We start from the raw sequence: 13,156 nt of genomic DNA, 5'->3' as shown, positions 1-13,156 counted from the left end.
CACCCCTTTAGGTGTCTCTACAAGCGTATCAGTTTCTTAAAATCAGGGTTTGTGGTTATAGGGGTTAACATAAATGGATTAAGGACCAGCATGGCCTATAAAGTAGGCTTGGGAGGTGGTTGGAACACAAGCCAGATAGAGTGATTCCAGGCTGCCGACCTTCCATTCATCGAATAAAGACCGAACCTTTTGCCATAAATAACAGTAGCGACTGCTCATCAGGGCTAAAGGCCTGTTGCATTTCTTTATTAAAGCCAGTGTCTCACTTTTAATCACGCCCCATTTGATGTGAGCCCGTACACTTTTAATTTTGACCCATTTCTGTGCGGATTGGGGCTCAGTTCGATCTCGCGCGTGTATGTGGACCTGGACAATAGTGTTTGATCTGAGCCGAATAAGAGTCTGCGTCAACCTCGCTTAACATGAATCCACACAGAACAAGCTGTTCAATAAACGAAAAGTATCATACAATTAGCCTATCAAATGGATTGTACTATTTCAGGAGAAGCACAGGATGCGCTGTTGTTCAAAAAAAGTTCCACTGATTATCGGAGGTATTCTAATCCTTGGTGGATTGGGTTTGTACACAAACAAACATTTTATGGGCCAGGGCATCACTTTGCCACCGGCGGTAGAAATTCCACAGCAAAGACCAGCAGACAAGCCATCAGAATCAGTTGCCAAGCCAGCTCAAAAAGCCGAGGGGGTTGCATCAAAGGAATCCTCTACAGAAATTATTTCCCCTGAACAAAAACGGATGGAGAGCATCATTGATCAAATCTTTCCAAAGGATCAGATGAAGATTGGATTCGAAATCCCAGAGAGCGAAAAGTCCATCATTGAAAAAAGCGGTAGCAAATCAACTTACGGAGAGCTTTTGCCTGTCGGCGCCATACGCGCTGCCAAGCTTTTAAAGATCGCCCCAACGGACATTGTCTATGATTTGGGATCGGGGACGGGGCGCGCGTTGATGATGCTTTATCTTGTGTCGTCAGCAAAGAAATATGTCGGAATCGAAATTTCAAAAACACGCGATGATATTGCCCAGGAAGCCTTGAAAAAACTTCGCACGATTCCGGGTGCTTTAAATGCAAAGCGCCCCATAGAATTCCAGCATCAAAACGTTCTTAATGCAAATTTTTCTGACGCAACTGTGATTTATATTTCATCCTTGTGTTTTCCACCAGAGGTTGTCGATGCCATCCTTGACAAGATCGTCGCAACAGTAAAACCAGGATGTCGGATTCTGACCTCTAAGCCATTTTCAGAGCATCCCCATATTGGACCGGCAGAGGTTGTTGAAATCCCCATGAGCTGGCGCCCCACAGGATCAAAAACCCATATGTATAGTGTGCAATAATACTATTTCCCTGCATAACACCTCCCGTCCTCCCGTGGCTTGACCACGGGACCCATGTATTCCGTTATAGATCCCGCGATCAAGTCGTGGGATGACGTGGGTGGGTGTTGTTTTGGGGTGAATTTCGCACTAACCGAATGACATTGATCCAGAAAACTCGCCAGTCATTTTTAAAAATAGCGTCACCTAAAACATGTAAATGGCCTTAATGGTGACGCGCTGCGCAACGGGAGAAAACGAATACCCCCGGCTTGCACCATTGATCGCGACGGCATCTTTGCGGGGCTGCATCTTTTTTATGATGGCATATCCGTATTCTGCGCCAATCAACAAAGATGGCGATACCGTATACAGAACGCCCGCCCCCGGGATGTAAGTCGTCGAGGATTTTGTATATTTTTCTGTCGGTTGTGTTGGAAACGTATAATCCATGGCTATCTTATCGATTTCATACCCCAATTTTGTATACATTAAAATCTTTGGGTTGATGGCAGCACCGGCCATAACAGCACCCCCGATTGAATATTTGTGGCTTAATGTGGCGCTCCCCTCGATCGGGCCATCCACGATTTGCAGGTTCTTTTTTGCCTTTGGCCCGGCCATGCTGCCGTAAATCTCTCCACCAAAAACCATTGGCGATGCTTGAAGCTGCTTTAAATAGCCAACGCTAAGACCAGCCAAGTATCCAAATGCGCTGACTTTTTGTTTTCCACTTGATCCGATACCATTTGAATAGGTGTGCGTTCCTTGCAGTGCCTCTGCACCAACATGGGCACCAACATAAAAACCCCCGATTTTTGCCGTTGCTGGCGCTATGCCAGACCCAAGAAGAAGCGCCCCATATAAAAACTTTTGAAATTTCATAACGATCCCTGAAAAAATAATAAAATATAATGTCAAACTTTAGTATTCCATCTGGGATCCGTCAACGGTCTTGTCTAACCCCACACAATATCTGTTGGTTAAAAATCTTAAATTCACTATAATTTTAATAAATGTTTCGAAATGTGGAATTCTCCCGTGTCAAATGCCCAAGATAACGAAAAAGACCGCTTTCTGGGTTATTACAGCAATGAATTGCACTATCTGCGAAATGCTGGTGGCGTTTTTGCCAAGGAATACCCAAAGGTTGCCCGTCGCCTGGAACTCAACGACAAAGAATCGCCCGACCCCCACACGGAACGCCTGCTGGAATCGTTTGCCTTTTTAGCGGCGCGATTGAATCAAAAGATCGACGATGCTTTGCCACAAATTGCATCCTCATTATTAGAGGTTCTGTATCCCCATTTGATTACGCCCATTCCATCGATGACAATTGCGCATTTTCAGGCCGACACGGCAAAAGCCAAAATGACAGGGGGGAATGCCGTCCCCAAAGGAACAACGCTTGTTGCGCAAGCAAGCGAGGGGATAACCTGCCGCTTTCAAACCGTGTATCCCGTGACGTTGTGGCCCCTAAAAATCAAAAGCGTCGACCTTGTCCGGCGCCAGGATTATGATATCAAATACCAAGTGGGCGATTACGAACAAAAATTGCTTTATAGTGCGGACGGATGGTTTTTACGCCTGCACATCGAAAGCAAATCGTTGGATTTATCCGCGCTGTCGCTGGAGGCGCTGCAACTGCACATCCGCGGCAATGCGATGCTCAGTTCGCTTATTTATGAAAATCTTTTTGCCCAAAAGCATCCACATGTGTTTCTGGCTAAGCCCGGGGACCAGGTAGCCCATTCGTTACCCAAAGATTCCCTGCATGCAGATGGGTTCGATCGGGCTGAAGCTGCCCTCCCCCTGTCAAAGCATTCGATTCATGCCTATCAGTTGTTGCAAGAATATTTCCATTTTCCCGATAAGTTTATGTTTTTTTCGATCTTAAACTTAAATCGTGGCCTTGATGCCATGGGCGGAAAAGCAACAGACGGGTTAAAAGAAATTGATATCCTGATTTCCATTAATGATGGTGGCAACCTATTACAACAAAACCTGTCCCCATCCAATTTTCTGTTGGGATGCACCCCAATCATTAATTTATTTCGCAAAATTACCGATCCCTTGCGCCTGGATAAACGAAAAGTTTCCTATCGCCTGGTTCCCGATCAACGCCGCGATCGAACCACCGAAATTCACAGCATCATCAAGGTATCGGCCGCTGACGAGGGGAAAAAGGAACCCAGTGAAATCTTCCCCTATTATTCATCAGAACAGGCCAGCCTGTCTGCGTCGGACACGGATGCCGTTTATTGGATGGCCAAACGGACCCCATCCGGGGAGCGTGGAATTCCAGGGATGGATATCGATCTGTCATTTGTTGATTTGCAGTATAATTATACCCTGCCCCCGCAGCAGATTGTCTATGCCCAAACGTTATGCACAAACCGGTTTTTGGCGGAACAACTCCCCCAAGGGGCGCTTTTGCAGATTGAGGCTGCCACCCCCGTCACCCGCATTGTTTGCTTGGATAAGCCAACCTCCCAAGTTTATTCACCGGTGGATGGGGAAACGTTATGGCGACTGGTGTCACAGCTGGCAGTTAATCATTTGTCCCTGACAGGTGGGGACCGGGCCTTGCGGCATCTGAAACAAACATTAAAGCTGTATGTTGGGTCATCCAATACCCATCGACTCAAAGAAATTGATCATATTGTGGCCCTTAAAACGACCCAGGTAACCCACCGCTTTGGCAAGGAAGGGTGGCGCGGATTTGTCAATGGGACTCAGGTTACGTTGGAGGCAAGCAATCAGATGCCGCGTGGCGATTCAGGGGTGATGTTGGCGTCAATATTGCGTCATTATTTTGCCCTGAACGTATCCATTAATTCCTTTGTCGAGGTCATTTTGAAAAATAATTCACAACAAGAAGAGAGAATGAAATGGCAGCCCTTACCTGGCGAGAAAACCCCCCTGTAAAGGAGAGTTTGGAACAACGTGCATACGAATTTGATTTTTACCAGGCCGTTAGCTTGCTGGAACAGGCTGCGCTAAATACGGATGCAAAGATTGTCGTTCCATTGGGGGAGGGTAACAACCCAACCCTGGAAGCCGTTCGAATTAAATCCTATGTTAGTTTGTCGGTTCCGATCAGCGAAGTTCATTCAGCCCAGGTCGAGGATGGAAAAAATCCGGCTTTTTGGATAAATTTCCTGAGCATCGCGGGGATCCAAGGACCGCTTCCAACGCCCTATACGGAAAGTGTCATTCAACGGACCCGCCAAAAAGATACTGCTTTTCGGGATTTTTTGGATATTTTTAATCATCGGTTTGCATCGCTTTGGTACCGACTGCGGCGTGTTATCAATCCGACCCTGATGAATAAAACATCAGACAATACAGCCATGGGAAAGGCGATCCTAAGCCTGTGTGGTATGCAACAGGCGGGCGTGCTTAAGGCAGGCGGTCTAGAACAAGATACCTTGCTGTCTTATCATGATCTTTTGTGGAAACGATCCCATTCGGCCGCCGGGTTGGTTCAGCTGATTCAAAGCTTTTTCAAGGTTCCGGTAAGTTTGACTCAATTCCGGGGCCAATGGAGAGAGGTTAATCCAAGCGAGGTCAGCACCCTTGGTCGACGGGGGAAATTCAATGCCCTTGGAAAAACAACGATCCTGGGGCAGAAATGTTGGGACCAGGGGGCTGGCGTGACCTTGACGATGGGGCCGTTGTCGTGGGGAAGGTTTTGCGATTTCTTGCCCCTTAAAACCGCCCTGGCTGCCATCGATCCAACACCATTCGATCGTTTAAAGGATCTATCATTTTTGTATGCTGGGCTTGGAATTGGTATCTCTGTTTGCCTTGTGTTAAATCGATTTGATGCCAAGCCGGTGCGGTTGAATCGTGGTTTTGCCCTTGGGTATAACACATGGTTGGCCGCAAGCAAAGTTTCGGAACGTGACCTGGTTGTAAGGATTAACTTAACCTGAGATTGGGGTAATACCACTTGCACAAATTATTAGTGGGTTTCCTGGATTGCTTCGCCCTTTCGCTTCGCTTTCAGGGACTCGCAATGACGCCGTCATGGCGAGTGAGCGGAGTGAAGCGTGGCCATCCAGGAAACTCACTAATAATACCATTTTCATGAATTATAGATCAACCTGAGTTCGATATAAGAGCCATATCAAAACAAGACCCACCGTAGTTTTCCTCCGGCTTGACCGGGGAAACCTATAGGTTGCCCCAGCTCACAATGGTCGTTTTTTTTCTCTGGACCCTATGGTCAAGCCATAGGGAAACTTGCTTTTGTCTGGGTTTTATTAGCTTTTTACGTCGAACTCAGGTTAGATCAGTGTTTCCTGGATGGCCACACTCTCTTCGTTCGTTCGCCATGACGCCCTGTACGAGGAGGGCGAAGTCCGATGGGACCATCCAGGGCCTGAACGATTGATTGATTGATTATTCATGAAAATGGTATAATTTATGAAAATGGTATAATTTATGGAAATGGCATGAGCTCAACGTAAGAATCCCTAAAAAGCCTTATTGGGCCTAGTGTTTTTAAGGCCTGGATTGCTCAATGGGCTTCGCCCTCATCGCAAAGACGTCATTGGAAGGAGCGTAAGCTTTGAGCAATCCAGGATTACCTAGGAAAACACGAGGTTTTGAAGGTTTTTACGTCGGAATCGGATTACCTATTATGATACGCCTAGTACAGCGGTGGCATTCACCGCTGGTAGTGGTGGCACAATTTCCGGGGCGTATGCTAACGCGCCGCCATTCGTGAGTGCATTTCGAACCACCGGGGACTTCTGTATGACGCCCACACACCGCGCTTCACAACAACTACTGCTGGAAACAGCGCCGGAGATGATGGAAGGAGCCCCGAAATAGGATTGCCCTGTGTCGGTAGCGCAAAGGTCTCGGCACATGCCGGCGTATGCCGTACTGCCTGCGGAGACTAACCCCCCCCCACAACCAAACTCATTATCACTATTTTCTTGGAGATTTTTTCCTTAAACATAACAAATTACCTTTCTTTTGTTGATAAGACCGTCCAACCCATCGGGTCAAACGGGGGAGAACATCGTTGCCCTCTATTATCAACATAGCAAATCTTTCTTAATATTCCGTTAAGATCCACAACAAAATTTGAAAGGCCGCATGTGATCCTTAGACTCTACTTGCACAAATTATTAGTGGGTTTCCTGGATTGCCACACTTCACTTCGTTCGTTCGCCATGACGACGTCACTGCGATGAGGGCGAAGCCCGAGGAAGCAATCCAAATAACTCACTAATCATTCCCATAAATGATATTACTTTGAATGCAGCCACCGTTTCGTGATGATGGCAAAGGCTCCATTCCCCATAACGTTTGTTGCGGTGATGATGGGGTCTTGTAAAACATAAACGGTTGTCAACATGGTTGCAGTCTCTGGTGACAGCTCCAAATATTTCAGAATAACAGGAAGGGCCACAAATACGCCCCCACCCGGAACGCCGGCAACTGAAAACTTAGCAAGGCAGTAATAAACAGTAAAAACAAGGTATGTTGTGAAATTTGGCAGCCCCTGCCCAGACAAAAGCAACAACGCCAACGCGATAATGGCAATACTAATGCCGTCCCCAATAAGGTGAATATTCACAGTCGTTGGAATGACGAAATCGGCATATTCCCGATCATTCAGATTTTTTTCGGTTGCAGCCAATGTTACGGGCATTGTGGCAGCGCTGGACATGGTACTAAACCCGGTTAAGCCTGCAGGCAGCATTTCCTTGATATAACGGGCAAAGGCGGACCAGTTGAATTTTGCAGCGATAGCATACATCAGGACCACGTATGCAACAATCACAACGCACTCCACAACAAAAATTCGACCAAAATGTTGAATCAGCGTCCCAAGCGAACCATCCCGATCCAGCTTCAGAACAAATCCCAACACATAAAGCGGAAGCAAAGGTATAAACAATTTCTGCAACCCAAAGGTCGATCCATCCCGCAATTTGAATGCCATTTGTTTGATACAGTCAGATTTCTGATTGCCCCTAAATGCGTTTGTGATCAGCCCCATCAAAAGCCCGCCAATCATGGCATTTTCGGGTGGCATCGTTGGCAGGTTAAGCGCGAAAAGCGAATGAATCGATTCCGGGCCTGCAGCCATCATTTGTACGGCCGTTCCAACAAGAAATGGTGCTGCTGCTGCCATAGCCCCATAGGCTGCCAAGGCGGTTAGGGCATTGGAAATAGTCACCAAAACCAACATCGTCAGAATAAGAAGCGGGGCCTGTTTTTCAAAAGCCAGCAATGCAGCAAACAAATAGCTGAAAATAATAACCGGCAGCGCAAACATTAAAATTTCTTTTAATAGGCAGCTTATTGTATAAAGAATATTGATCGTATCATTATTGAGGTGCTCCCCCAAAAATAATCCACCAACCAGGCATAGTATCAATTGGACAGGCAGGCTTTTAAACAGGCTAAAACTCACGAGAACGCTTCCAAAATAAAAGATATGTTTTTAATTATATAAGCACATTTTCACAGCAAGCAAGAATAAACTGTACTGCACGGGTTCGCACCAAATGAGACTCACCCAAAGCGACACTATATCCTTGATTCTTAAAGGTGGTTGATATAGGCTTCATCATATACATTAAAAATATTTTCATTCATTAAGTGAGTTTGTAAAATGGCTGTTCCAAAGAAAAAAACATCGAAATCAAGACAAGGTATGCGTCGTTCTCATGACCATTTAAAGTCCATCAATACAGCAGAGTGTTCAAATTGCGGGACACAGAAATTGCCCCATCATGTTTGCCAATCCTGTGGACATTACAACGGTCGCCAAGTTTTCAAAACAAAATCAGACATATCAGAGGTTGAGTAGTCTGATCTAGAGATGAGTTGGCGGATTGAGTATGAGAGTAACACTAGCGATTGATGCCATGGGCGGCGATTTTGGCCCAGCCGTTGTGATCAAGGGGGCCAGTTTAGCTTTGTCTGATTATTCCCTGGATGAGCATGGCATCGATTATTTGTTTTATGGTAACTTTGATTTAATTGAAGCGCAGATTAAGCTCTACCCAAATCTTGCTGATATTTCAAAAATTATCCATGCTGATTCAATCATCACAAGCGAAACACGCCCCGCATCAGCGGTTCGATTAGGCAAAAAAACAAACATGGGAATGGCTGTCGATGCTGTTGTTAGTGGCAAGGCGAATGCGGTTGTTTCCGGGGGTAATACGGGGGCCTATATGGCCCTTTCCAAGGTTATGCTTAAAACCTTGGAGGATGTCGACAGACCAGCCATTACAGGTATATTTCCCACATCAAGAGGGCGCAGCGTTGTCCTTGACCTTGGCGCGAACATCGACTGCTCGCCGGAAAATCTGGTGGAATTTGCCCTAATGGGAGAAGCCTTTGCGCGTCTTCAGTTGGGGGTTGCCCAGCCAACCGTTGGGCTTTTGAATGTGGGCGTAGAGGACCTAAAGGGGAATGCCATCGTCCAAGAAGCCGCTGTATATTTGCGAAAGCTGATCCCTGATAATTTTTATGGATACATCGAGGGTAACGATATTGCAGCCGGAACAACGGACGTTGTGGTCACCGATGGCTTTACCGGAAATGTTGTCCTAAAAACGATCGAGGGCACAGCAAAATCATTCAGGGATGTCTTGAAAAATTCTCTGTCATCCTCAATAGGGGGGAAGATTGGGTACTTGTTGGCCCAGGGTGCATTTGAACAATTCCGCCAACGAATCGACCCCAGCCTTTACAATGGTGCACCGTTCCTTGGGCTAAAGGGTCTGGCCATAAAAAGTCATGGTGGGGCCAATGCGGTTGGTTTTGCTAACGCCATTAAGGTTGCCATTAATCTGGTTAAGCGGGACTTTATTCAGGAAATAGAAAAACAGTTAGCTTTAATAGATATCGAAGGAAAGGGCCCCAAATAGTGATTTTTACCTCACGCGTAATAGGGTTTGGAAGCTATCTTCCCCAAAAATTGGTCACAAATGCTGCCCTTGCAGAAACGATCGACACAAATGATGATTGGATCCGCCAGCGTACCGGAATCGAACAACGGCATATTGCCGAAGATAATCAAATGTGTTCTGATTTGGGATATCATGCGGCGATGGCGGCCCTAGAAAAAGCAGGGGTTTCGGCATCTGATGTTGATATGATTGTTTTGGCAACCACGACGCCAGATCACCCGCTTCCTGCAACCGCGACCCGTATTCAGGCAAAATTAGGGGCAATCACTGCATTTGCATTTGATGTTCAGGCTGTTTGTTCGGGATTTGTGTACGCCCTTGCTGTTGCTGATAATTTCATAAGATGCGGCCAGGCAAAGAAAGTTCTTGTAATTGGTGCGGAAACGATTTCAAAGATTGTGGATTGGCAGGACAGGTCGACCTGTATTCTTTTTGGGGATGGCGCCGGGGCGCTTTTATTAACAGCAGAGGAAAACAATAATTCGGGCGGAATTCTGTCAACGCATTTGTTTTCTGACGGTCATGGTTACGACAGCCTTTATGTCGATAACTCCATAGAAACCCCCAATAATCGTGGCTTTATGAAGATGGACGGTCGCGAAATCTTTAAAAGCGCCGTTGAAAAAATCGGTCAAGCCATTGAAAAAGCCTTGGACTATAACAAACTGGACGTCAGTGATATTGACTGGTTTGTCCCCCATCAAGCAAATCGTCGCATCATCGAAGCCGTATCCGCACGATTCCAAATCCCCATGGAAAAAACAGTTTTAACAATTCAGGGGCACGCCAATACATCGGCAGCCTCTATCCCGCTGGCGATGGTTGCTGCGGCAAATGATGGCAGAATTAAGCCCGGCGGGGGAATAACCTGGGGTGCTGCCCTTATCCGCTGGTAGGAAGGGCGCCTGGAAATGCCAAAATGCATAGCTCGGTTTGATGTTATTTCTATGCTTTGCCAGGAAAATGACATCGAGAAAGAGGAAGCATCCGCGCTTTTAGAAGCCGTTTTAAGTACGATCACGGATTGCCTTGCAAGCGGAAAGGATGTTAAAATCCCAAGGTTTGGCACATTTATTGTTCATGATAAAGCCGCCCGACCTGGTCGAAATCCGCGCACCAAGGAACCCGCCTTGATCGAAAAGCGCCGCGTTGTGACCCTGAGGGCATCCAAAACGTTAAAATTTACAGAGGATTCCAATGCACCATGATCCAAACAATATTTTTGCAAAGATCCTAAGGGGTGAAATTCCCTGTAAAAAAATCAGTGAAGATTCGTATTATTGTGCGTTTTTTGATGTCCACCCAAAAGCAACTGTCCATGCCTTAATCATTCCAACGGGCAATTACAGTTCCTTTCTTGATTTCACAGAAAATGCAACAAACGATGAAATCATTGGTTTTTACAAAGGTGTTGCATCGGTTGCCGCCGAATTGGGATTACAAGAAAATGGATTTCGTTTGATCAGTAATTGTGGACCCGATGGCGGGCAGGAAGTCCCTCATTTTCATATTCATATCCTTGGTGGGGAAAAATTGGGGAGATTAAGATAATTTAAAATAACCTTGATTGGTTATAATTAGTATAAACTATTTTGGTCAGCTGGAAATTTTGGACTGGATGGCCACGTTCGCTCCGCTCACTCGCCATGACGTCATGGCGAGGAGGGCGAAGCCCGACGTGGCCATCCAGAATAGCCCAGAAATTTTGAACAATTTTAACCACCGCATGTTGAACTTAGATTAAAGATTAATAACCTATGCGCTCTCTCTATCATTATCCATTGTGTCCCTTTTCACGCAAGATCCGCCAAATCATGGCAGAGAAAAAACTTGATTTCTCGCCAGAGGTGGAGCGTTTCTGGGAACGACGTTCTGAATTTCTGAAAATCAATCCGTCTGGGCAGGTTCCTGTGTTGGTTGATCTCAACGGATCTGTCATTGCAGACAGCATGGCGATTACTGAATACCTTGAGGAAGCCTATCCCGTTCACCCCCTGATGGGCGACGGATTGGTCGAACGTGCAGAGGTTCGCCGGCTTATCGCCTGGTTTGATGGAAAATTCGCCCAAGAAGTCAGTCTGTGCCTGGTATTCGAAAAAGCGATCAATCGATACATCAAGCGCGAATCCAACAGTGGTCCCAATTCGGCGCTGATCCGGAGTGCCAAAAACGCAATCAATCATCATCTGGATTATATTTCCTGGTTGGTTGACCGTCGCAATTGGTTGGCGGGTGATGATTTTTCTGTGGCGGATATTACGGCCGCGGCCCATCTGTCAGTTGTGGATTATTTTGGTGACGTTCCATGGGAAAAGCACCCCGTGGCAACCGAATGGTACGCCCGTATAAAATCACGCCCCAGTTTTAGATCGTTCCTGCAGGATCGCATCCCCGGCCTGAATCCATCACCGCATTATGCCGATTTGGATTTTTAGTTTTTAAGCGGCACGCGCGCAATGGTCAGGGCCCTGACTTCCCTGCATCCGGCTTGTTTCAGCACCAGCGCGCATTCATCCAACGTTGCACCGGACGTCATGACATCGTCCACCAAAATCACAACTTTATCCTTAAGCATTGAATGATATTTTTTGGGCACATAAAACGCCCCCTTGATATTATCATGGCGTTCTTGGTGGTTTTTTCGGCCCTGGCTTTGGGTTTTTCTCATGCGACGAATGAGGGATGCAAACGGCGGAGCCTCGTCATATCTGTTTGATAGGCACTGGGCCAAAGTCGATGCTTGGTTATACAGCCGCCCCATTAATCGTGTCCAATGCAGGGGGACCGGGACCAAATAATCGGCCGATGGAAATAAATCCACGCCCGCGCCATACAAAAGCCTCGCAAAAAAAGGCGCCAATTCCGTTGCATCCACATGTTTGAACTGAAGGATCATCCGCTTAATGGCCCCCCCATATTGGGCGGCGGATCGTACCTGGTCATAATGAGGGCGCCGGTCATAGCACCGGTCACAAAGCGGTGTGGCCATTGTTGTTTCGGGAGCGCTGGCATCAAACGGATAGCCGCACAAATGACAACATGGGTCGGTGATTAAATCAACCCCTTTCCAGCAATCGGCGCACAGTTCATGCGGGTGGCATGACGACGCGCGGCATCCCGGACAGTTTGACGGTATCAACCAGTTTATCAGCAGTGGAAATGGATTCATTTTCATCATGGCGACACTATAGCCCAGGTGTGGAGCAGTTAGATACTGAAAAAGTGGGTGGTGTAAAAGTGGGTGGGGGTTGTGGAAAAATCCAACATAATTCCACTGACAGTGGAAAAAGTACAGGGAATTGAAAAATTCACCTTAATTCTCCTTGACAAAGAGGATCAGTGTGGCAGCCTCCATCACCCCCTTTGACAAAGGGGGTCGTGCAAAGCACGGGGGGATTTTTTCTCACCAAACTCCACAAAAAAATGATTCTGTTAAGGGGTTCTTAATATATGAACTGTATTATAAACAATAGGATTAATTATAAATTGATTTTGTAAAGCCGTTAACGGTCATTTTAACGTATTATATAAGGAATATTGATATGAAACTAGATACAAGCAAATTATTGTTATCCGCGTTGGTTTTGGCTGGTTTAGCCGTGGGGGGCGCGTGCTTCTTCTGTGCATGCTGATGATGCGGCAAAAGACAAGACGGAGAAGAAAGCTGAGGCGACGGAGTTCAAGCCAGGTATGCATGCGCCAGTAAAGGAAGCTGTTGTTGAAGACGATGATGCAAAGGGTGCTGAGGTTTTTGCCCGCACGCCCGTTAAGCGATAAATAACGGCATTGGGGGGAGGGGATTTCCCCTCCTTTCCCGCGGACTCCTCAACTAGTTCCCCCGGATGATCCATCCTGCGATCGATGCGGG

Annotated in this window: 12 protein-coding genes; 9 read left to right on the top strand and 3 right to left on the bottom strand. The window is 46.7% G+C overall.

Annotated elements, in window-relative coordinates; translation table 11 throughout:
• Positions 1-514 precede the first annotated feature (514 nt).
• Positions 515-1,360, top strand: a complete 846-nt coding sequence (locus NTX76_02035) for a methyltransferase domain-containing protein (GenBank protein ID MCX7338048.1) — start codon at positions 515-517, stop codon at positions 1,358-1,360.
• Between the two features lie 186 nt (positions 1,361-1,546).
• Here NTX76_02035 and NTX76_02030 read toward each other — a convergent pair whose 3' ends face one another.
• Positions 1,547-2,224, bottom strand: a complete 678-nt coding sequence (locus tag NTX76_02030) for an outer membrane beta-barrel protein (protein ID MCX7338047.1) — start codon at positions 2,222-2,224, stop codon at positions 1,547-1,549.
• A 156-nt stretch (positions 2,225-2,380) separates the two neighbouring features.
• Here NTX76_02030 and tssF point away from each other — a divergent pair, with 156 nt between their 5' ends.
• A complete protein-coding gene (tssF, locus tag NTX76_02025; protein MCX7338046.1) occupies positions 2,381-4,267 on the top strand; it encodes a type VI secretion system baseplate subunit TssF in 1,887 nt (628 codons plus the stop codon).
• Positions 4,231-5,277 carry a type VI secretion system baseplate subunit TssG gene (gene tssG / locus NTX76_02020; GenBank protein ID MCX7338045.1) on the top strand — a complete coding sequence of 349 codons (1,047 nt, stop codon included), beginning with the start codon at positions 4,231-4,233 and terminating at the stop codon, positions 5,275-5,277. Before tssF ends, tssG begins: the two co-directional genes overlap by 37 nt.
• A gap of 1,328 nt (positions 5,278-6,605) precedes the next feature.
• Here the strand turns inward: tssG and NTX76_02015 are convergent.
• Positions 6,606-7,778 (bottom strand): cation:dicarboxylase symporter family transporter, encoded by a 1,173-nt coding sequence (locus NTX76_02015; protein MCX7338044.1) that lies wholly within the window; start codon positions 7,776-7,778, stop codon positions 6,606-6,608.
• A 201-nt stretch (positions 7,779-7,979) separates the two neighbouring features.
• Here NTX76_02015 and rpmF point away from each other — a divergent pair, with 201 nt between their 5' ends.
• The 6 genes from rpmF to NTX76_01985 all read left to right on the top strand — a co-directional run bounded on the left by rpmF (position 7,980) and on the right by NTX76_01985 (position 11,723).
• Positions 7,980-8,177, top strand: coding sequence for a 50S ribosomal protein L32 (gene rpmF, locus NTX76_02010; protein MCX7338043.1), 198 nt, complete (start codon positions 7,980-7,982; stop codon positions 8,175-8,177).
• Between the two features lie 31 nt (positions 8,178-8,208).
• Positions 8,209-9,246: a phosphate acyltransferase PlsX gene (gene plsX / locus NTX76_02005; GenBank protein ID MCX7338042.1), complete on the top strand. Its 1,038-nt coding sequence runs from the start codon at positions 8,209-8,211 to the stop codon at positions 9,244-9,246.
• Entirely contained in the window at positions 9,246-10,184 is a 939-nt protein-coding gene (locus NTX76_02000; GenBank protein ID MCX7338041.1) for a ketoacyl-ACP synthase III, read from the top strand. Before plsX ends, NTX76_02000 begins: the two co-directional genes overlap by 1 nt.
• A 15-nt stretch (positions 10,185-10,199) precedes the next feature.
• Positions 10,200-10,496: an integration host factor subunit alpha gene (locus NTX76_01995; protein MCX7338040.1), complete on the top strand. Its 297-nt coding sequence runs from the start codon at positions 10,200-10,202 to the stop codon at positions 10,494-10,496.
• On the top strand, positions 10,486-10,839 hold the full coding sequence (locus NTX76_01990; GenBank protein ID MCX7338039.1) for an HIT domain-containing protein: 354 nt from the start codon (positions 10,486-10,488) through the stop codon (positions 10,837-10,839). The genes NTX76_01995 and NTX76_01990 overlap by 11 nt, the downstream gene beginning before the upstream one ends.
• A gap of 206 nt (positions 10,840-11,045) precedes the next feature.
• Positions 11,046-11,723, top strand: a complete 678-nt coding sequence (locus NTX76_01985) for a glutathione S-transferase family protein (GenBank protein ID MCX7338038.1) — start codon at positions 11,046-11,048, stop codon at positions 11,721-11,723.
• Here NTX76_01985 and NTX76_01980 read toward each other — a convergent pair.
• Complete coding sequence (locus NTX76_01980; protein MCX7338037.1) at positions 11,720-12,466, bottom strand: ComF family protein; 747 nt, start codon at positions 12,464-12,466, stop codon at positions 11,720-11,722. The two genes, NTX76_01985 and NTX76_01980, sit on opposite strands and share 4 nt — an antisense overlap.
• Positions 12,467-13,156 lie beyond the last annotated feature (690 nt).

The organism is Alphaproteobacteria bacterium, assembly GCA_026400645.1.
Taxonomy (GTDB): Bacteria; Pseudomonadota; Alphaproteobacteria; order Paracaedibacterales; family CAIULA01; genus JAPLOP01.
The sequence above is the reverse complement of the archived record's forward strand: the minus strand, read 5'-3'. Positions and strand labels throughout refer to the sequence as shown.